Here is a 20,716-nt window from a genome sequence, read left to right as displayed (position 1 = left end):
TTTTAACCCTGCAGCGCGCGCACTGGTCATTTACGCCGGGCACCCGCGCGTCGGTGTGGGGCGTGAACGGCCGCTATCTTGGGCCGACCATTCGCGTCTGGAACGGCGATGACGTTAAGCTGATTTACAGCAACCGGCTGACTGAAAACGTCGCCATGACCATTCGCGGCCTGCAGGTTCCCGGCCCGCTGATCGGCGGCGCGGCGCGCATGATGTCGCCGAACGCCGACTGGGCGCCGGTGCTGCCTATCCGCCAGAGCGCCTCCACCCTGTGGTACCAGGCGAATACGCCAAACCATATGGCCCAGCAGGTCTACAACGGCCTGGCGGGGATGTGGCTGGTGGAGGACGAGATCAGCAAAAACCTTCCCATTCCTAACCACTACGGCGTGGATGATTTCCCGATCATCATCCAGGACAAGCGGCTGGATAACTTCGGCACGCCTGAATACAGCGAGCCGGGCAGCGGCGGCTTCGTCGGTGATACGCTGCTGGTGAATGGCGTACAGGGTCCGTACGTGGAGGTTTCACGCGGCTGGGTGCGTCTGCGCCTGCTGAACGCCTCTAACTCCCGTCGCTACCAGCTGCAGATGAGCGACGGTCGACTGCTGCACGTTATCTCCGGCGATCAGGGATTTCTGCCGGCGCCGGTCTCGCTGAAGCAGCTCTCTCTGGCTCCCGGCGAGCGGCGTGAGATCCTGGTGGATATGACCAACGGCGATGAGGTGTCGATTACCTGCGGCGAGGCGGCGAGCATCGTCGATCGCATTCGCGGTTTCTTCGAGCCCTCGAGCATCCTGATTTCGACGCTGCTTTTAACCCTGCGCCCAACGGGCCTGCTGCCGCTGGTTACCGACAGCCTGCCGGTGCGCCTGCTGCCGACGGAGATTTTGACCGGGACGCCGATCCGCAGCCGCGACATCTCGCTCGGCGACGATCCGGGAATTAACGGCCAGCTATGGGATCCGCAGCGCATTGATATTACCGCCCAGCAGGGCACCTGGGAGCGCTGGACGGTACGTGCCGACCGGCCGCAGTCGTTCCACATCGAAGGGGTTATGTTCCAGGTGCGCAACGTTAACGGCTCGACGCCGTTCCCGGAGGATCGCGGCTGGAAAGATACCGTCTGGATCGACGGCCAGGTGGAGCTGCTGGTGTACTACACGCAGCCGTCGTGGTCGCATTTCCCGTTCCAGTTCCTTAGCCAGACCCTGGAGCTCGCCGACCGCGGCTCGATTGGCCAGATCCTGGTTAACCCGGCGCCGTAACGCCCGCAACCCTAACCGGACAGCGGTTAGGGTATGAGAAAATCCCCCTTCATTTCCTGTGTCAATCCGGCTTATAATCGCCGCCCTTTGGTTATTTTTTTATCATTTTTTTCCCCGGAAGCAATATGAGCGCAATATCCCTGATCCAACCGGATCGTGACCTGTTTTCCTGGCCGCAGTACTGGGCCGCCTGTTTTGGCCCCGCGCCGTTTTTACCCATGTCACGCGAAGAGATGGATCAACTTGGCTGGGATAGCTGCGACATCATTCTGGTCACCGGCGATGCGTACGTCGATCACCCAAGCTTCGGCATGGCTATCTGCGGCCGCATGCTGGAGGCGCAGGGGTTCCGCGTTGGGATTATTTCCCAACCGGAGTGGAACAATAAAGATGACTTTATGCGCCTCGGTAAACCGAACCTGTTCTTCGGCGTTACCGCCGGCAACATGGACTCGATGATCAACCGCTACACCGCCGACCGCAAGCTGCGCCATGACGACGCCTATACCGCAGGCAACGTCGCCGGCAAGCGTCCGGATCGCGCCACTCTGGTCTATACCCAGCGCTGCAAAGAGGCGTGGAAAGACGTCCCGGTTATTCTCGGCGGCATTGAGGCCAGCCTGCGTCGTACCGCGCACTATGACTACTGGTCCGATACCGTGCGCCGCTCGGTGCTGGTTGATTCCAAGGCCGATATGCTGATGTTCGGCAACGGTGAGCGCCCGCTGGTAGAAGTGGCGCACCGTCTGGCCGCAGGCGAGCCGATCGCCCAGATCCGCGACGTGCGCAATACCGCCATCATGGTGAAAGAAGCGCTGCCGGGCTGGAGCGGCGTCGACTCTACCCGTCTCGATACGCCGGGTAAAATCGATCCGATCCCGCATCCGTACGGCGAAGACCTGCCGTGCGCGGATAACAAAACCGTTGAGCCGGCAAAGCAGGAGGTGAAACAGGTCACCGTTCAGCCGCCGCGCCCGAAGCCGTGGGAAAAAACCTACGTTCTGCTGCCGTCCTTTGAGAAGGTCAAAGGGGATAAGGTGCTGTACGCCCACGCGTCGCGCATTCTCCACCATGAGACCAACCCGGGCTGCGCGCGCGCGCTGATGCAAAAGCACGGCGAGCGCTATATTTGGGTTAACCCGCCGGCCATTCCGCTGTCGACGGAGGAGATGGACAGCGTGTTTGCGCTGCCGTACAAGCGCGTTCCGCACCCGGCGTACGGCGATAGCCGCATCCCGGCATATGAGATGATCCGCTTCTCTATCAACATTATGCGCGGCTGCTTTGGCGGCTGCTCCTTCTGTTCGATAACCGAGCATGAAGGGCGCATTATTCAGAGCCGTTCCGAAGACTCGATCGTTAACGAAATCGAAGCGATTCGCGACACGGTCCCGGGCTTCACCGGGGTCATTTCCGACCTCGGCGGCCCGACGGCCAATATGTATATGCTGCGCTGCAAGTCGCCGCGCGCGGAGCAGACCTGCCGTCGCCTGTCGTGCGTTTATCCGGACATCTGCCCGCATATGGATACCAACCACGAGCCGACGATTAATCTCTACCGCCGCGCCCGCGATCTGAAAGGTATCAAGAAAATCCTTATTGCCTCCGGCGTGCGCTACGACATTGCCGTGGAGGATCCGCGCTACATCAAAGAGCTGGCGACCCACCACGTGGGCGGCTACCTGAAGATTGCCCCTGAGCATACCGAGGAAGGCCCGCTGTCGAAGATGATGAAGCCGGGAATGGGCAGCTACGATCGCTTCAAAGAGCTGTTCGATAGCTACTCAAAACAGGCGGGTAAAGAGCAATATCTGATCCCTTACTTTATCTCCGCGCATCCGGGTACCCGCGATGAAGATATGGTGAACCTGGCGCTGTGGCTGAAGAAAAACCGTTTCCGTCTGGATCAGGTGCAGAACTTCTATCCGTCGCCGCTGGCGAACTCAACCACCATGTATTACACCGGCAAGAACCCGCTGGGCAAGATTGGCTATAAAAGCGAAGACGTGGTGGTACCGAAAGGGGATAAGCAGCGCCGCCTGCATAAAGCGCTGCTGCGCTACCACGATCCGGCAAACTGGGCCCTGATCCGCCAGGCATTGGAGGCGATGGGCAAAAAGCACCTTATCGGCTCGCGCCGCGACTGCCTGGTGCCTGCGCCAACGCTGGACGAGATGCGTGAAGCGCGTCGCCAGAATCGCCATACCCGCCCGGCCTTGACTAAGCATACGCCTGTTGAGCATCAGCGGCAGACGACGGCCAGCGGAGCGAAAAAACGCGTTCGCTCTGCGTCCCGCTAAAATGAAGTGCCCCGGCAGCGCAAGGCTGGCCGGGGAGATGGAATAAAGGGATGAGGTCGCCCGGAGCGGGCGGCCGCTGCGCCACCGTCCGGGATAACCGAAAACCGCTCTGCGGTCAGGAAGAAAGGTTAGCCGCCAAACTGGTCAGGATCTGGCCCGAGGCGCTTGTTGATATCCAGCTTCGCCATTGCTCCCAGTTCGTCTTTATCAAGACGGAAGTCCCAGACGTTAAAGTTCTCCACGATACGCGAAGGGGTCACCGATTTAGGGATCACCACCAGGCCGTTATCGAGATGCCAGCGGATGACAATCTGCGCCGGCGTCTTGCCGTACTTATCGGCCAGCTCGCGGACGATTTTCTGATCGAATACGCCTTCGCCCCCCTGAGCCAGCGGGCTCCAGGATTCGGTCTGGATTTTATGCGTCGCGTTCCAGGCGTGCAGCTGGCGCTGCTGAAGCAGGGGATGGAGCTCTACCTGATTAATCACCGGCACGACGCCGGTTTCATCAAGCAGCCGCTGCAGGTGGTGAACCTGGAAATTGCAGACGCCGATGCTTTTGGCCAGCCCCTGTTTTTGGAGCTCAATCATGCCCTTCCAGGCTTCAACGAAATGGTCGATCGCCGGAACCGGCCAGTGCATTAAATAGAGATCGACGTAGTCGAGCTGCAGCTTGCTCAGGCTCTCCTGCAGGGCTTCATGCGGACGTTTTTGATCGTCGTTCCATAGCTTGGTGGTGATAAACAGCTCATCGCGAGGGACGCCAGCCTGGCTCAGCGCGCTGCCGACGCCGGCTTCGTTTTGGTACGCGGCGGCGGTGTCAAAAGAGCGATAACCGACTTCCAGCGCCTTGTGAATGGCGGAGACGACCTCCTCGTTGCCTGCTTTCCACACGCCGAGACCCAGCTGTGGCATCAGGTTGCCGTCGTGCAGTTTTATCACGGTTGGATGTGTCATGCCTTCCTCCTGTTAATGAAACTTAGCGGGGTACATTTCGCTAAGGGGTAGCATTAAGTCTGGACGAAATAGCTAAAAACGGTAGTTAAACTCCTCTCCTTCGCATCCGATGACGCGAAGGAGAGGGCGTATCAGCAGGGGAAAATCAGCGCGCAGCCTCGTAAATACGGCGGCTAACGTCGAGAGTGATATCCTGGTTTTCACCGAGCTGAGTCATGCCGTGCTCTTCCAGTTTAGCCAACAGCGCCGGGATAGAGCTACCGTCAAGACCGTAGCCGCTCAGGCGAGTCGGCACGCCGAGCTGCTCGAAGAAATTGCGCGTTGCGGCGATGGCCGCGTCGATGCGCTCGTCTTCAGAACCTTCGGTAATATTCCACACGCGGGCGGCGTACTGCAGCAGCTTAGCGCGTTTGGTATCGCGTTTTTCATTCCACAGCACCGGCAGAACGATGGCCAGGGTCTGGGCATGGTCAAGGCCGTGCATGGCGGTCAGCTCATGTCCCAGCATATGCGTTGCCCAGTCCTGCGGCACGCCGGCGCCGATCAGGCCGTTTAACGCCTGGGTTGCGGCCCACATTATGTTGGCGCGAACGTCGTAGTTTTCCGGCTCCTGCAGCGCTTTCGGGCCATCTTCGATCAGTGTCAGCAGAATGCCTTCGGCAAAGCGGTCCTGGATTTTGCCATCAACCGGGTAGGTCACGTACTGCTCAACGGTATGGACAAATGCGTCAACCACGCCGTTAGCAACCTGGCGCGGCGGCAGGGTGTAGGTGTAAACCGGATCGAGGATCGCAAATACCGGCTGCACGTGGGAAGACATAAAGGCGCGCTTGTCGCCAGTGGTTTTACGCGACACGACGGCGCCTTTATTGGACTCGGAGCCGGTCGCCGGCAGCGTCAGCACGGAGCCCATCGGGATGGCGCTTTTGACGTTTTTACCGTAGGTTTCGAGGATTTCCCACGGATCGACGCTTTCATCATAGTGCGCGGCTGCGGCGATAAACTTCGTCCCGTCGAGCACGGAGCCGCCGCCGACGGCGAGCAGGAAGGTGATCTGCTGTTCACGGGCAATTTTGACCGCGTTCATCAGCGTTTCGTAGGACGGGTTCGGTTCAATACCGCCGAATTCCAGCACCTCAAAATCGCTCAGCGCGCTCAGGGCCTGATCCAGGACGCCGGTTTTTTTCACGCTGCCGCCGCCGTAGGTGACCAGAATGCGGGCCCCTGCCGGGATCTGATCGCGCAGGTTTTCGATGGCACCTTTACCAAACAGGATACGGGTTGGGGTATACAGATCGAAATTATTCATTGCTCATCACCTCAATAAGAGAAAACTGCCGGCGGAGAAGATATCCCGGCCAGATGACGAACATTGTGGTCCCGTCATCCGTTACCCTCAATGCACATTCCTGCCGATGTCTTGCCCATTTCTCCGTGGGGCTGGAGAAAAGGCAGCGGAGTGCGCACAATAGAGAGGTGGAAAAACGACTGGAGAGTCACCGTAAATGAAGCGTGCCCAAATATGTCAGCTGCTAACGGAAAAGGTTAACAAGCTGAAAGATAACGAAGAAAACCTCAGCGAGCTGCTGCCTGATATTCGGTTATTGTACGGCACGCAGCCGGGGACGCGCACGCCGGTGATGTACCAGCCGGGCATCGTTTTTCTCTTTTCTGGTCATAAAATTGGTTACATAAATGAACGGACTTTTCGTTACGACACCAACGAATATCTGCTGCTGACGGTGCCGCTGCCGTTTGAGTGTGAAACCTTCGCGACGCCGGAGGTTCCGCTGGCGGGGCTGCGGCTGAACGTGGATATTCTGCAGCTGCAGGAGCTGCTGATGGAGATTGGCGAGGATGAGCGCTTCCAGCCAGCGGTGGCGTCGAGCGGGATTAACTCGGCGGCGCTCTCTGAGGAGATTTTGTGCGCCGCTGAACGGCTGCTGGACGTGATGGAGCGGCCGCTGGATGCGCGCATCCTGGGCAAGCAGATTATTCGCGAGATGCTCTACTACGTGCTGACCGGGCCGTGCGGCGGGGCGCTGCTGGCGCTGGTGAGCCGGCAAACGCACTTCAGCCTGATTAGCCGCGTCCTCAAGCGCATTGAAAGCCAGTACACCGAGAACCTGAGCGTCGATCAGCTGGCGGCGGAGGCCAACATGAGCGTCTCGGCGTTTCACCACAATTTCAAATCGGTCACCAGCACCTCGCCGCTGCAGTATCTGAAAAGCTATCGCCTGCATAAGGCGCGGATGCTGATGATCCACGACGGGATGAAGGCCAGCGCGGCGGCGATGCGCGTGGGCTACGAAAGCGCGTCGCAGTTCAGCCGGGAGTTTAAGCGCTATTTTGGCATGACGCCGGGCGAAGACGCGGCGCGGATCAGAACGATTCAGGGGATGTAACAGGAAACGCACGCTTCGGGAGGGCGCGCTGGCGCCCTCCCGGGAAGGTCAATCAGGCGCTGCAGAACTTTTTCTTAATGACTACCACCAGCGTACCCAGCAGGCCGGCAACCAGCAGAGCGATAGGCAGGATCATCAGGCAGGTCATTACCTGATCTTCGTGGCGCTTGACGAAAGGGATCATGCTGAGCGCATATCCGAGCCCGGTGACCACGCCGACCCACAGCAGCGCGCTGAGCCAGTTGAAGAACTGGAAGCGGCGGTTGGAGAGCCCGGAAATACCGGCCATGGTTGGCAGCAGGGTGCGGACAAAGGCCAGGAAGCGCCCGGCCAGCAGGGCCAGCAGCCCGTGCTTATCAAACATGCAGGTCGCACGCTGATGATATTTTTGCGGCAGATGGGAAAGCCAGCCCTTAACGGTCTCGGTATTGCCGAGCCAGCGCCCCTGAATATAGCTCAGCCAGCAGCCAAGGCTGGCCGCCGCCGTCAGAATGGCGAGGGTGGGCACAAAGTCCATGACGCCTTTCGCAATCAGCGCGCCGGCGAGCAGCAGCAGGCTGTCCCCGGGTAAAAACGAGGCCGGCAGCAGACCGTTCTCGAGAAACAGGGTCGCGAACATGACCAGATATACAACGCCCACAACGTGAGGGTTCGCCAATGCGGCAAAATCATGTTGCCAGAGCGCGGCGACAATCTCTTGAATTACAACCATGGACTTTCCTAAGTGGTACCGTATTTTTGACTAGTGTACTCCTGAAGAGCCCCGAACACCTTGATCCCGGGCGCAACAAAAGCGGCCGCCGCTAACAGAACGTCCGCAATTATTGCCACTGGCCGTCACTTTACACGATACGCGCGAAGCCCGCCGCTAAATCCGCCAGCAGATCGTCAACATTTTCTAAACCTATATGGACGCGAATCAGCGTGCCGCTGAAATCGACTTCCGCCTCGGGGCGGATGGCGGCGATGTGCTCCGGCTGGTTAGCCAGGATCAGCGATTCGAAACCGCCCCAGGAGTAGGCCATGCTGAACAGGCTGAAGTTGTCCAGATAAGTGGACAGCTCGGCGTCGTTCAGCCGCTTGTTGAGAATAAACGAGAACAGGCCGCTGCTGCCGGTGAAGTCGCGCTTCCAGAACTCATGTCCTTTGCTGCCCGGCAGCGCGGGATGGTTGACCCGCGCCACCTGCGGATGCTGCGCCAGCCATTCGGCGATGCGCAGGCTGCTCTCGTGGTGCTGACGCAGGCGCACGCCGAGAGTGCGCAGGCCGCGGCTGGTCATATAGGCGGTATCCGCGTCGAGCATCTGCCCCATCAGATAGGCGTTCTCACGCAGCTGGTCCCAGCAGCGCGCGTTGGCGACCGCAGTGCCGACCATCGCATCGGAGTGGCCAATCAGGTATTTGGTCCCGGCCTGAATTGAGATATCGACGCCAAAATCCAGCGCCCTGAACAGCACGCCGGCCGCCCAGGTGTTGTCGATCATGATGATTGCCTCCGGGGCAACGCTGCGCACGGCCGCGACGATCGCCGGAACGTCGTGGACCTCCATGGTGATTGAACCCGGAGACTCGAGAAATACCACGCGGGTATTCGGCTGGACCAGGCGGGCGATATCGGCGCCAATCAGCGGATCGAACCAGCCGGTGCTCACGCCGAGCCTGGCAAGCACTTTGGTGCTAAAATCCTGGCTCGGCTCGTAGGCGGTATTGGTCATCAGAACGTGGTCGCCCTGCTCAACAAACGCCAGAATCGTATTGGCCACCGCCGCCGCGCCGCAGGGGAACAGGGCGCAACCGGCGCCGCCTTCCAGCTCGCACATGGCTTCCTGCAGCGAGAAGTGGGTTAGCGTGCCGCGGCGGCCGTAAAACAGCTCGCCCTTTGCCCGGTTGCGGGTGGCGTGTTTCTTATCTTCGACGGTGTCGAATACCAGCGATGAAGCGCGCTGAATCACGCTGTTCACCGATCCTAAGGTATATTTTTTACTGCGTCCGGCGTGGACCAGAGCGGTATCAAGATGTTTGTCAGCCATGTTTTTGCCTGTTTTTATACGTCTGGACGTCTAAACTAGCATGAATACCCGGACCTGTACCGGCTAACGGCGGATACAGGCAAAAATTTTACCAAATCCCCCGGCGGCCACTTTTTTACTGCGTAAGCGCAAGGAAAATAAACGTGATTTGCTGCACAGTGTAAATACTAATGAGAACCACTATCAATTCGATGCCGTTTTGATATTATTATGCTCAGATTTTGTGATTTACGTCCTGGAGACTCAGAGTGGGTAATAATTTGATGCAGGCGGATCTTTCCGTTTGGGGTATGTATCATCATGCCGATATTGTCGTTAAGGTCGTGATGATCGGCCTGATTCTGGCGTCGATAGTCACATGGGCTATCTTCTTCGGCAAGGGTGCGGAAATCCTCTCCAGCAAGCGCCGCCTCAAGCGCGAACAGCAGCTTCTCGGCGAAGCGCGCTCCCTCGACCAGGCCAGCGACATCGCCAACGCTTTCCATCCTAAAAGCCTCAGCACGCAGCTTCTCAACGAAGCGCAGAACGAGCTCGAGCTGTCGGCAGGCGTCGAAGATAACGAAGGCATTAAAGAGCGTACCGGTTTCCGCCTTGAGCGCCGCGTGGCGTTTGTAGGTCGTTATATGGGCCGCGGAAACGGCTACCTGGCGACCATCGGCGCCATCTCCCCGTTCGTCGGCCTGTTTGGTACCGTCTGGGGCATCATGAACAGCTTTATCGGCATCGCCCAGACTCAGACCACCAACCTTGCGGTTGTCGCACCGGGCATCGCGGAAGCGCTGCTGGCAACGGCAATCGGCCTGTTTGCCGCTATCCCGGCGGTGGTTATCTATAACATCTTCGCCCGAATGATCGGCAGCTACAAAGCCACCCTCGGCGACGTCGCCGCCCAGGTATTGCTGCTGCAAAGCCGCGATCTGGACCTCAGCGCCAGCGGCACTGCGCCGGTGCGTACCGCGCAGAAATTACGAGTAGGTTGATGCTTTATGGCGATGCATTTTAACGAAAACCTCGATGATAACGGCGAAATGCACGATATTAACGTGACGCCGTTTATCGACGTCATGCTCGTGCTGCTGATTATCTTTATGGTGGCCGCCCCGCTGGCGACGGTTGATGTGAAGGTCAATCTGCCCGCCTCCTCCAGCCAGCCGCAGCCGCGTCCGGAAAAGCCGATCTATCTGTCGGTGAAGGCGGATAAAGCCATGTTCCTCGGCAACGATCCGGTGACCGAAGAGAATATGATCGGCGCGCTGGACACGCTGACTGAAGGTAAGAAAGACACCACCGTCTTCTTCCGCGCGGATAAAACCGTGGACTACGAGACGATGATGAAGGTCATGGATACCCTGCACCAGGCGGGCTATCTGAAGATTGGTCTGGTGGGCGAAGAGACCGTTAAAGCGCAGTAGCCCTCACCGACATCTCCCCAGGAGGCTGGCCTTGTGCCGGCCTTTTTTATCTCTGCCGATCGGCGGCGCTGACCGGATGTTGCAATCACGCTGGCGGGTTGCGATATAATGCCGATCGTTTTTTTTAACTTACAGGGTCTTATGGAACGCTTTCTGGAAAATGCCATGTACGCCTCACGCTGGCTGCTGGCACCGGTTTATTTTGGTCTCTCTCTGGGACTGGTGGCGCTGTCGATCAAATTTTTTCAGGAGATCCTCCACATCCTGCCGCATATCTTCAGCGTAGGGGAGTCGGACCTGATCCTGACCCTGCTGTCGCTGGTGGATATGACGCTGGTCGGCGGCCTGCTGGTGATGGTGATGTTCTCGGGCTATGAAAACTTTGTCTCTCAGCTGGATATCAACGAGGGCAAAGAGAAGCTCAGCTGGCTGGGAAAAATGGATGCCACTTCGCTGAAAAACAAGGTTGCGGCCGCCATCGTTGCGATCTCCTCGATCCACCTGCTGCGGGTGTTTATGGATGCCAAAAACGTCCCGGACAATAAGCTGATGTGGTACGTCATTATCCACCTGACCTTCGTGCTGTCGGCGTTTGTGATGGGCTACCTCGATCGCCTGACCAAAGTGAAGCATTGATTCCTGACTGCCCGGCCGCGTTTAGCCGCCGGGCAAACGGTTTACTTGTCCGACGAAGCCTGCCACAAATTCAGCTGACCATCCGCCACGTGCTGGTCGATCTGCGCCAGCTCTTGGGCGCTGAAGGTTAGGTTTTCCAGCGCCTTTACGTTCTCTTCCAGCTGCTGCGGACGGCTGGCGCCAATCAGTACCGAGGTCACCCGGCTATCCTTCAGCAGCCAGCTTAGCGCCATTTGCGCCATGCTTTGACCGCGGCCGTGCGCCATCTCCTGCAGCAGGCGCAGGCTTCGGACGTTTGGCTCGCTGAGCATCGTTTCCGTCAGGCCGCGATCCCGCTTCCCTTCATAGAACATTCGCGAACCTTCCGGGATCTGTTGGAGATATTTGCCGGTCAGCAGGCCCTGCGCCAGCGGCGTAAAGGCGATGCAGCCGACGCCGTTCTCCTCCAGCGTATCCAGCAGCCCGCTGCTATCGACCCAGCGGTTAAGCAGGTTATAGGAGGGCTGATGGATCAGCAGCGGAATTTTCCACTCGCGCAGGAGCGCCGCCATCTGCTGGGTGCGTTCCGGCGAATAGGAGGAGATGCCAACGTACAACGCCTTGCCGCTCTGCACCGCCTGCGCCAGCGCGGCGGCGGTCTCCTCCATCGGCGTGTTCTCATCAACGCGGTGGGAATAGAAAATATCGACGTAATCCAGCCCCATGCGCTGCAGGCTTTGGTCGAGGCTGGCCAGCAGATATTTACGCGAACTGCCGGAGCCATAGGGCCCAGGCCACATGGAGTAGCCGGCTTTGGTCGAAACAATGAGTTCGTCACGGTGGGCGGCAAACTCCTCGCGCAGCAGGCGGCCAAAGTTTTCCTCGGCGCTGCCGGGCGGCGGCCCGTAGTTATTGGCCAGATCAAAATGGGTAATACCCAGATCGAAGGCCTTGCGAAGCAGGGCGCGCTGGTCATCCAGGGCGTTACCGTGGCTAAAGTTGTGCCACAGGCCCAGCGACAGCGCGGGCAGCTGCAGGCCGCTTTTGCCGCAGTAGCGATACTGCATCCGATCGTAGCGGGTTGGGTCAGCGAACCAGGACATGCTTTCTCCTTTTTAACTTAAAACAACGTTCTACTTTAGACGCTAAGCCGCTGAGGAGGCGTTTGCTGGATCACACTGCGCGAGATTTCTGGCGTCCCGGCGAGCTTATGCTTTGCTTAAAGGGCCTTCACCTACGGAGAACATGCGATGACGAGACTGACCGCCAAAGATTTCCCGCAGCAGCTGCTCGAGTACTACGACTACTATGCTCACGGCAAAATCAGCAAACGTGAGTTTCTCCAGCTGGCGGGGAAATATGCCGTCGGCGGAATGACCGCGCTGGCGCTGTTTAACCTGCTGAAACCCAACTATGCCCTGGCGGAGCAGGTGGCGTTTACCGACCCGGATATCCGCCCGGAGTATATTCACTATCCCTCTCCCGACGGCCATGGCGAAGTGCGCGCATACCTGGTGACGCCGACGAAGATAGCCGACAAAGCCGCGGCGGTGGTGGTAGTGCATGAGAACCGCGGCCTTAATCCCTATATTGAAGACGTTGCCCGGCGGGTGGCGAAGGCGGGTTATATCGCCCTGGCGCCGGACGGCCTGAGCTCCGTCGGCGGCTATCCCGGCAATGATGATGAAGGGCGGGAGCTGCAGCAGAAAGTCGATCCCATGAAGCTGATGAACGACTTTTTTGCCGCGGTAGCGTTTATGGCGAAGCATCCGCAGGCGACGGGAAAAGTCGGCATTACCGGCTTTTGCTACGGCGGAGGCGTCAGCAACGCCGCCGCGGTGGCGATCCCGGAGCTGGCCTGCGCGGTGCCGTTCTACGGCCGGCAGCCGCCTCTCAACGAGGTCGCCAGGATTCAGGCGCCGCTGCTCCTGCACTACGCCGGCCTCGATAGCGGCATCAACCAAGGCTGGCCGGCCTATGAAGAGGCGCTGAAAGCGCAGCATAAGGTCTATGAGGCCTATATTTATCAGGGGGTTAATCACGGGTTTCATAACGACTCCACGCCGCGCTACGACCGGGATGCGGCGGAGCTGGCATGGCAGAGAACCCTGGCCTGGTTTGAGAAGTATTTGCGCTAGCGCGATCGGCTGAAATAGCGCTACCCCTTGCTTAAAAAATCGCTATATAATTTTGTATATAACGATTGAGGGGAAAGCGATGGATAACCATTTTGGTAAAGGTTTAATGGCCGGTCTGCAGGCGGCTCAGGCCGACAGCGCCAGCAATGCCGCGAATTTCTGTACCGACTATAAGCGCGGGTTTGTGCTCGGCTATTCTCAGCGGATGTTTGAAAAGACCGGCGATCGCCAGCTTAGCGCGTGGGAGGCCGGGATCCTGACCCGCCGCTACGGTCTGGACAGGAACATGATTATGGATTTCTTTAAGGAGGGGAGCTCCTGCACCGCGATGCGCTACTTTATGGCGGGATACCGCCTCGAGCGCTAATAGCCGAAGGCCGAAGCCTTCGGCTGGGATGGTCTTATGCCTGGCGCTTGTCTTCGGTTTGGCTATCGAAGTCACTGGCGCTATGGCGCTCGTGGAGCTGCTCGTTTAGCGGGCCGTTGGTGCGGTTAACGATCCGTCCGCGCTGAACCGCCGGACGGCTGCCTACATCCTGCGCCCAGCGCAGAACGTTTTTATAGCTGCCGGCGTCGAGGAATTCGGCGGCGTTGTAGACGCCGCCGAGCACCACGTTGCCGTACCACGGCCAGATAGCCATATCGGCGATGGTGTACTCTTCGCCGGCGACGTAGCGGTTAGCAGCGAGCTGTTTGTCCAGCACGTCGAGCTGGCGCTTGGCTTCCATGGTGAAGCGGTCGATGGCGTACTCGATTTTCACCGGCGCGTAGTTGAAGAAGTGGCCAAAACCGCCGCCGAGGAACGGCGCCGCGCCCTGCAGCCAGAACAGCCAGTTCAGCGTTTCGGTGCGCCCGGCCAGATCTTTTGGCAGGAAGAAACCGAACTTCTCCGCGAGATAAAGCAGAATGCTGCCGGACTCAAACACGCGCGTTGGCGGGGTGGTTGAGCGATCGCTCAGCGCCGGGATTTTTGAGTTCGGGTTCACCGCAACGAAGCCGCTTGAGAACTGATCGCCTTCGCCGATCCGAATCAGCCAGGCATCATACTCCGCATCGCTCACGCCCAGCGCCAGCAGCTCTTCCAGCAGGATCGTCACCTTCTGGCCGTTAGGCGTTCCCAGGGAGTAAAGCTGAAGCGGATGCGAGCCGACCGGCAGCGCTTGCTCATGCGTTGCGCCGGAGACAGGGCGGTTGATATTGGCGAACGCGCCGCCGTTGTTCTGCTTCCATTCCCACACTTTCGGGGGTTGGTAGTTATTCTCTGACATGCTGGTCTGCCTTTGTAGTGAGGTGTTCAGGGAGTGTAGCAGGTGGCGTATTAAGGATTTAACAGTGTGAGGCTTATTCACCCGCTGGCGATATTCCCGGACGGCTTCCCCGGCCGCGTTACGCTCACCGGGGCAGCGCCCTAAATCAGGCCATTATCCGCGCGGCCCAGACGCTGATATCGTCGCCGCTGCCGAGATCTGCCTGCACCAGCCCGTTGACCATAAAGGTCGGCGACACGTGGATACCGTTCTGGCGCGCATATTTGCTGTGCCATTTTATTTCCGCCTGCAGCTCAGGGCGGGCGAACGCCGCGGAAAGCAGAACGTGGCTGTAGCGCTCGATACGCTCAACGATTTGCTGCGGCGTGGCGTTCATATTCGGCCCGCTGCAGTGATCGGTAAATTCGAACTCTTCGCGATGGTCGGCCACGGCTTTTAGCACCTTATGCGCCTGCTCTCTGCCGTGCGGCAGGGTGGAGGCCGCCAGAATACAGCGCACGATAACCCCCGAGAACATGTGCCACGGCTGGGACTGCAGGCGAATTTTAATGGTCACGTTATCCGCGCCGACCTCGTCCAGCAGGTCGTCGAGCTTATTGAATGCGCGTACCGAATAGGGGCAGGTTGGCTCCAGGAAAACCTCGAAGGTGCGCGGGCCATGTCCCCAGACCAGCGGTTGCGCTTGCAGATGCGGTTGTGTACTCATAATCAACTCCTGACGTTAATTCGCGATTTGTTGTTATATCTCAGATAAACGATATCACTTTTGCCCTGCGGCGCAGGGTTATTTTCCGTAAGGGCACAATTAGCGAATCGAATGAGTGGTATCATCATTCCACCTCTGTCTGGTAAGTGCCTGCGGCAGGATAAGAAGAGGGAGTTTTGTTCCGCCAACTGCCCGGGCTGCATTAATTTGAGGTCAGGCTAATGAGCAAAGGATCGACAAGCAGTGATGCCCCTTTTGGTACATTGTTAGGCTACGCGCCGGGCGGCGTGGCAATCTATTCATCGAACTACAGCAGCTTAAATCCGCAAGACTATCCGGATGACGCCACGTTCCGCAGCTATATCAATAACGAGTATATGGGGCACAAATGGCAGTGCGTCGAGTTCGCGCGCCGCTTCCTGTTTCTCACCTACGGTTTCGTCTTCACCGACGTCGGCATGGCGTATGAAATCTTCTCCCTGCGCTTTCTGCGCGAAGTGGTTAACGACAATATTCTGCCGCTGCAGGCCTTTGCCAACGGCTCGCGCCGTCCGCCGATGGCCGGCTCCCTGCTGATCTGGCAGAAGGGCGGCGAGTTCAAGCATACCGGCCACGTGGCGGTGATTACGCAGCTGGTGGGCAATAAGGTCAGGATCGCCGAGCAAAACGTTATCCACAGGCCGCTGCCGCAGGGCCAGCAGTGGACGCGCGAATTAACCCTCGAGGTGCAGAACGGCATCTATACTCTGAAAGATACCTTCGCCGACACCGAGATCCTCGGCTGGATGATCCAGACCGCCGATACCGAGCACAGCCTGGCGCAGCCGGTTCTGCCGGGGGAAGCGATGGCCATTCGCGGTGCCCGCCTGCCGAACAACGGGCAGTTCCGTGGCAAGTGGCTGAACGAGAAAGATACGCTGCAGAAAGCCTACGTTGACGCCAACGGCCACTTTATTAACGCCGACCCTTACCAGTATTTCACCATTACCGAAAGCGCCGAGCAGGAGCTGATCAAAGCCACCAACGAGCTGCATTTGATGTACCTGCACGCCACCGATAAGGTGATGAAAGACGACGGCCTGCTGGCGCTGTTTGATATCCCAAAAATTCTCTGGCCGCGTCTGCGCCTCTCGTGGCAGCGACGTCGCCACCATATGATTACCGGCCGCATGGATTTCTGCATGGACGAGCGCGGGCTGAAGGTCTATGAATACAACGCCGACTCCGCCTCCTGTCATACCGAAGGCGGGCTGATCCTCGAGCAGTGGCTGAAGCAGGGCTACTACGGCAGCGGGCATAACCCGGCGGAAGATCTGCTGGATGAGCTGGCGGGCGCGTGGAAGCACAGCCGGGCGCGGCCTTTTGTGCACATCATGCAGGATAAGGATCTGGAGGAGAACTACCACGCGCTGTTTATCCAGCGTTCGCTCACCCAGGCCGGCTTCGAGAGCAAAATCCTCTTTGGCCTCGATGAGCTGCGCTGGGATACCGCCGGGCAACTGATCGACGGCGACGGGCGGCTGGTTAACTGCGTCTGGAAAACCTGGGCATGGGAAACCGCCATCGAGCAGGTGCGCGAGGTCAGCGCCGACGAGTACGCCGCCGTGCCGATCCGCACTGGCCATCCGCAAAACGAGGTGCGGCTGATTGACGTCCTGCTGCGCCCCGAGGTGCTGGTATTCGAACCGCTGTGGACGGTGATCCCCGGCAACAAGGCGATTCTGCCGGTGCTGTGGTCGCTGTTCCCGAACCATCGCTATCTGCTGGACACCGATTTTGTCGTCAACGACGATCTGGCGAAAACCGGCTATGCAATTAAGCCCATCTCCGGGCGCTGCGGCAACAATATCGATCTGATAAGTCCCGACGACGAGGTGCTGGATAAGACCAGCGGGCAGTTTGTCGATCGCAAAAATATTTACCAGCAGCTGTGGTGCCTGCCGAAAGTGGATGGTAAATACATTCAGGTGTGCACCTTTACCGTTGGCGGCAACTACGGCGGCACCTGCCTGCGCGGCGATGATTCGCTGGTGGTCAAAAAAGAGAGCGATATCGAACCGCTAATTGTGCTGAAAGACAACGATAGACGATAGTTCCGCCGGCGCCGAATCGCAGGGGCCGCAAAATCCCCGGTAGGCGTAGCGCTGCCGGGGATTTTGGGTAAAAATTGGTACGAAATAGTTAACAAACCACAACAACAAGACAGACAAAAAAGGAAAATAATATGCACGATCGGCGACTCGCCGCCCGCGCGGGTGAACTCAAGCCCTCCGCCGTCCGCGAACTTCTCAAGCACAGTAAACTCCCCGGCGTTATCTCACTGGGTGGTGGGATCCCGGCTCCGGAGCTGTTTGATACCGAAGGTCTGAATCTGGCGGTGCAGCAGGTGATGAGCGGGCGTTTCAGCGATGCGTTCCAGTACGGATTGACCGAAGGCTATCCGCCGCTGCGTCAGGCCGTCAGCGAACTGTGTCAGGCGCGCGGCGTTGCCTGTCCGGCAAGCCATGTCTATATCACCTCCGGTTCGCAGCAGTCGTTGGATATCGTCGCGCGTACGCTGCTCGATCCGGGCGATGCGATTGTCGTCGAGCGCCCGACCTATCTGGCCGCGCTGCAGGTGTTCCAGTTGGCTCAGGCGAATATCCTCAGCGTCGATACCGATGATGACGGCATGCTGGTTGAACAGCTGGCGGATCTGCTGGAGACGACGAAGGTCAAGGCCGTGTACCTGGTGCCCACCTTCGGCAACCCGGGCGGCAAAACCCTCAGCGCCGATCGCCGCCGTCGGGTGGTTGAGCTGGCGAAGCAGCATGATTTCGTGATTATCGAAGACGATCCCTACGGCGAAATCAGCTTTACCGACGAAGTCCGCCGCCCGCTGTATCAGTACGCGCAGGAGCTCGGCTGTGAAGACCAGGTGGTCTACACTTCGACGTTCTCCAAGATCCTCGCCCCGGGCATGCGCATCGGCTGGATTGTGATGCCGGACTGGCTGGCGCAGCAGACGGTGATCGTCAAGCAGGCGGCGGATCTCCACACCAACATGCTGTCGCAGGTGATCACCGCGGAATATCTGGCGAGGAACCGCCTGGAGAACCAGATAGCCCTGATCCGCGAAGATTACCGCAAGAAGTGCGTCGCCCTGGCCGATGCCCTGGAGAGCCAGCTTGGCGAGCATCTGGAGTTCAGCCGACCCAAAGGCGGTATGTTCCTGTGGGCCCGCTTCCGCTATCCGTTCGATACCATGCAATGGATGAAAAAGACCCTCGAAAACGGCGTGGTCTACGTGCCGGGCGAAGCGTTCTATAACGACAATCCGGATACCCGCACGCTGCGCCTCTCCTACTCAACGGTGTCGGAAGCGGGTCTGCTGACCGCCGTCGAACGCCTGGCGAAATCGCTGTAATTACCGCGCTTTCACTCCGCGTCGCGAGACGGCGCGGAGCCTTCACGCTTTGCGCAGAACGGCCAGTGACAGATCGTTGAAGCTGGGGGGATCGGGTGCTGCTGGAACAGCCCGTAGCGCTTCACGATGAGCGCACACGGGCATGTAAAATAAGAGAGGGGTGCTGCGCGCCGGAGGTTAATCCTGCTCGCTGATGCGATCGTCGAGCCAGATCAGCATTAATGAAGAGAGAAAAGCAACTGCCGCTGTGCCAATAAATAGCAACATAAGAAAGACCTCAGAGGTTTTTAATTATTTTTCTAATTTTACCGGTGAGTGGGTGTTTTTGTCGGAGATGGTGATTTTTGTGGCGTGCTGGGATGTCGCGAGGGTGAAAAAATCATCTGCATCAATATCAAAGTTAAGAACTATTTCCTTATATTTCCCGCAGTTAATTAATTCTTTTGCTTCTTTCATACTACCGGCTGTAATAGTAGGCATCGTTTTATCTCGTTTGAAAAACTGACAAGCAAAATAAGAGCTTGTGCGTATCAGATCAACTACTTTTTATGGTAACAGCAGCCATCGCCAACGGTTATGCGGGCGAACTTACTGATTTTTTGAAATATAATTTCTTTTTTCCATTTTAGTGCAGCGTAACGTTTCGCCGATCCCGCCGAGTGCTGCGTAAATCATCGGCGGGGAGAGAATTATGACGAATTTGTTACATCGTCGGCGACGCGAGAACGCCCGCGGGAGTGCGGGCGTTGGGGTTATCAGGTCGGCAGGCCTTCGACGAGGGTAATCATCGCTTCGGCAACGGGCAGGGGTTACAGCAGGCCGGCTTCCTTCGCCGTACGGTCGACGGCGCGTTTGGTCTTCTCGACCAGCTCGTCCAGCTCGCTACGTCCGGCGATCAGCGCCGGCGCCATGATCATCCGCCCCAGCGTCGAGCGAATAATGACTCCCTCCTCAAAACCGATGGTGCGGCAGCGCCAGGCCAGCTCGTTCTCATTGGCGAAGCGGCGGCGGGTGCTTTTATCTTCCGCGAACTGCAGGGCCGCAACGAGGCCCGCGCCCTGAACTTCGCCGATCAGCGGGTGATTGTCGAAGACCTCGCGCAGCGTTTTCTGCAGATACGGGCCGGTGTTGTCGTGCACGTTGGTGACGTGGTTTTCGTCACGCAGCGCCTTGAGGTTGGCGATCGCCACCGCGGCGGCAACGGGGTGGCCGGAGTAGGTCAGACCGTGGGCGAAGACGCCGCCTTTTTCAACCAGCACTTCCGCCATGCGCTTGCTCAGCACCAGGCCGCCCATCGGCACGTACCCGGAGGTCAGCCCTTTGGCAATGGACAGCGTATCCGGCTCGAAGCCGAAGTACTGATGCGCGAACCACTCGCCGGTGCGGCCAAAGCCGCCAATGACCTCATCGGCGCACAGCAGGACGTCGTACTTCCGGCAAATGCGCTGGATCTCAGGCCAGTAGCTTTCCGGTGGGAAAATCATCCCGCCCGCGCCCTGGAACGGCTCGGCGATAAAACCGGCCACGTTTTCCGCGCCCAGCTCGAGTATTTTCTCCTCGAGCTGACCGGCGCAGCGCAGGCCAAACTCGTGCGGCGTCAGGCTGCCGCCGTGCATGTACCAGTAGGGCTCGTCGATATGGGCCACGTCGGGGATCATGCCGCCCATGGCGTGCATCGCCTTCATCCCGCCCAGCGCGGTGGCGGCGAGGGTTGAGCCGTGATAGCCGTTCCAGCGGCCAATCATCACCTTCTTCTGCGGCTTGTCGAGGATCTGCCAGTAGCGGCGAACGGTGCGGATCAGCACTTCGTTCGATTCAGAACCCGAGTTGGTATAAATCGCGTGGCTGTAGTGCGGCGGCAGCAGGCTGAACAGCAGCTCGGAGAGCTCGATTACCGTCGGGTGGGTGGTGTGGAAGAACATATTGTAATAGGGCAGCTTAGCGAACTGCGCCGCCGCCGCATCCGCCAGATCCTGGCGGCTGTAGCCGAGCTGGGTGCACCACAGGCCGGACATGCCGTCGAGGTACTTGTTGCCGTCGTTATCCCAAAGGTACAGACCCTCCCCGCGAACCATCACGCGAGGCCCCTCGGCGTTCAGCGCCTTCTGGTCGAGAAAGGCGTGGATATGGTGCGCGGCATCGGCGCTCTGGTAGTCCGTGGTGCTGCGCTGCGGGTTATTCGGGGTAGTCATCTTCTCTCTCCTGTAAGCGG

18 protein-coding genes and 1 pseudogene are annotated in these 20,716 nt (G+C 58.7%); 10 read left to right on the top strand and 9 right to left on the bottom strand.

Translation table 11 applies throughout. From position 1 onward, the window contains the following. Together ftsP and PFH44_RS10090 are read left to right on the top strand one after the other, a co-directional pair. Positions 1-1,268, top strand: a 1,268-nt coding sequence (gene ftsP, locus PFH44_RS10095; protein WP_283824930.1) for a cell division protein FtsP, incomplete at its 5' end; no start/stop codon positions are given. 33 nt (positions 1,269-1,301) lie between these two features. Further along, positions 1,302-3,614 (top strand): annotated as a pseudogene (locus PFH44_RS10090) (YgiQ family radical SAM protein). A gap of 82 nt (positions 3,615-3,696) precedes the next feature. Here the strand turns inward: PFH44_RS10090 and dkgA are convergent. Together dkgA and yqhD are read right to left on the bottom strand one after the other, a co-directional pair. Next, positions 3,697-4,524 (bottom strand): 2,5-didehydrogluconate reductase DkgA, encoded by an 828-nt coding sequence (gene dkgA, locus PFH44_RS10085; RefSeq protein ID WP_041147262.1) that lies wholly within the window; start codon positions 4,522-4,524, stop codon positions 3,697-3,699. A gap of 145 nt (positions 4,525-4,669) precedes the next feature. Continuing rightward, on the bottom strand, positions 4,670-5,833 hold the full coding sequence (gene yqhD, locus PFH44_RS10080; RefSeq protein ID WP_132513689.1) for an alcohol dehydrogenase: 1,164 nt from the start codon (positions 5,831-5,833) through the stop codon (positions 4,670-4,672). A gap of 196 nt (positions 5,834-6,029) precedes the next feature. Here yqhD and PFH44_RS10075 point away from each other — a divergent pair, with 196 nt between their 5' ends. Next, a complete protein-coding gene (locus PFH44_RS10075) occupies positions 6,030-6,929 on the top strand; it encodes an AraC family transcriptional regulator (protein WP_045856875.1) in 900 nt (299 codons plus the stop codon). Positions 6,930-6,981: 52 nt separating this feature from the next. On the opposite strand, the gene yghB is transcribed toward PFH44_RS10075, so the two are convergent. Both yghB and metC read right to left on the bottom strand, forming a co-directional pair. Next, on the bottom strand, positions 6,982-7,641 hold the full coding sequence (gene yghB / locus PFH44_RS10070; protein ID WP_045856877.1) for a DedA family general envelope maintenance protein YghB: 660 nt from the start codon (positions 7,639-7,641) through the stop codon (positions 6,982-6,984). Between the two features lie 130 nt (positions 7,642-7,771). Then, a complete protein-coding gene (metC, locus tag PFH44_RS10065; protein WP_115191865.1) occupies positions 7,772-8,959 on the bottom strand; it encodes a cystathionine beta-lyase in 1,188 nt (395 codons plus the stop codon). Between the two features lie 248 nt (positions 8,960-9,207). Here metC and exbB point away from each other — a divergent pair, with 248 nt between their 5' ends. From exbB to PFH44_RS10050, 3 genes are all read left to right on the top strand, one after another. Next, the gene (gene exbB, locus PFH44_RS10060; RefSeq protein WP_045856881.1) at positions 9,208-9,939 is read left to right on the top strand and encodes a tol-pal system-associated acyl-CoA thioesterase; all 732 of its coding nucleotides are present in this window, start codon (positions 9,208-9,210) and stop codon (positions 9,937-9,939) included. Between the two features lie 6 nt (positions 9,940-9,945). Then, on the top strand, positions 9,946-10,371 hold the full coding sequence (gene exbD, locus PFH44_RS10055) for a TonB system transport protein ExbD (RefSeq protein WP_045856883.1): 426 nt from the start codon (positions 9,946-9,948) through the stop codon (positions 10,369-10,371). A gap of 141 nt (positions 10,372-10,512) precedes the next feature. Further along, positions 10,513-11,007 (top strand): TIGR00645 family protein, encoded by a 495-nt coding sequence (locus tag PFH44_RS10050; protein WP_045857875.1) that lies wholly within the window; start codon positions 10,513-10,515, stop codon positions 11,005-11,007. Between the two features lie 41 nt (positions 11,008-11,048). Here PFH44_RS10050 and mgrA read toward each other — a convergent pair whose 3' ends face one another. After that, the gene (mgrA, locus tag PFH44_RS10045) at positions 11,049-12,089 is read right to left on the bottom strand and encodes an L-glyceraldehyde 3-phosphate reductase (protein ID WP_283824929.1); all 1,041 of its coding nucleotides are present in this window, start codon (positions 12,087-12,089) and stop codon (positions 11,049-11,051) included. A gap of 147 nt (positions 12,090-12,236) precedes the next feature. On the opposite strand from mgrA, the gene yghX reads away from it, so the two are divergent. Both yghX and PFH44_RS10035 read left to right on the top strand, forming a co-directional pair. Next, positions 12,237-13,124 (top strand): YghX family hydrolase, encoded by an 888-nt coding sequence (gene yghX, locus PFH44_RS10040; protein ID WP_045856886.1) that lies wholly within the window; start codon positions 12,237-12,239, stop codon positions 13,122-13,124. A 79-nt stretch (positions 13,125-13,203) separates the two neighbouring features. Then, positions 13,204-13,491 carry a DUF2623 family protein gene (locus tag PFH44_RS10035; RefSeq protein WP_045856888.1) on the top strand — a complete coding sequence of 96 codons (288 nt, stop codon included), beginning with the start codon at positions 13,204-13,206 and terminating at the stop codon, positions 13,489-13,491. 34 nt (positions 13,492-13,525) lie between these two features. Here PFH44_RS10035 and yghU read toward each other — a convergent pair whose 3' ends face one another. Further along, complete coding sequence (yghU, locus tag PFH44_RS10030) at positions 13,526-14,392, bottom strand: glutathione-dependent disulfide-bond oxidoreductase (protein WP_283824928.1); 867 nt, start codon at positions 14,390-14,392, stop codon at positions 13,526-13,528. 145 nt (positions 14,393-14,537) lie between these two features. After that, positions 14,538-15,098: a DsbA family protein gene (locus PFH44_RS10025; protein WP_041147254.1), complete on the bottom strand. Its 561-nt coding sequence runs from the start codon at positions 15,096-15,098 to the stop codon at positions 14,538-14,540. A 221-nt stretch (positions 15,099-15,319) separates the two neighbouring features. Here PFH44_RS10025 and gss point away from each other — a divergent pair, with 221 nt between their 5' ends. Together gss and PFH44_RS10015 are read left to right on the top strand one after the other, a co-directional pair. Further along, positions 15,320-17,191 (top strand): bifunctional glutathionylspermidine amidase/synthase, encoded by a 1,872-nt coding sequence (gss, locus tag PFH44_RS10020; RefSeq protein WP_283824927.1) that lies wholly within the window; start codon positions 15,320-15,322, stop codon positions 17,189-17,191. A gap of 131 nt (positions 17,192-17,322) precedes the next feature. Then, on the top strand, positions 17,323-18,504 hold the full coding sequence (locus PFH44_RS10015; protein WP_283824926.1) for an aminotransferase-like domain-containing protein: 1,182 nt from the start codon (positions 17,323-17,325) through the stop codon (positions 18,502-18,504). Between the two features lie 291 nt (positions 18,505-18,795). Here PFH44_RS10015 and PFH44_RS10010 read toward each other — a convergent pair whose 3' ends face one another. Together PFH44_RS10010 and PFH44_RS10005 are read right to left on the bottom strand one after the other, a co-directional pair. After that, positions 18,796-18,984, bottom strand: a complete 189-nt coding sequence (locus PFH44_RS10010) for a hypothetical protein (RefSeq protein WP_045856893.1) — start codon at positions 18,982-18,984, stop codon at positions 18,796-18,798. A 329-nt stretch (positions 18,985-19,313) separates the two neighbouring features. Next, positions 19,314-20,696, bottom strand: a complete 1,383-nt coding sequence (locus PFH44_RS10005) for an aspartate aminotransferase family protein (protein WP_283824925.1) — start codon at positions 20,694-20,696, stop codon at positions 19,314-19,316. Positions 20,697-20,716 lie beyond the last annotated feature (20 nt).

It is taken from the genome of Klebsiella sp. Ech2A, assembly GCF_030078455.1.
Classification (GTDB): Bacteria; Pseudomonadota; Gammaproteobacteria; order Enterobacterales; family Enterobacteriaceae; genus Klebsiella; species Klebsiella terrigena.
Note: the sequence above shows the minus strand (reverse complement) of the source record. Positions and strands in the feature narration are given on the sequence as shown.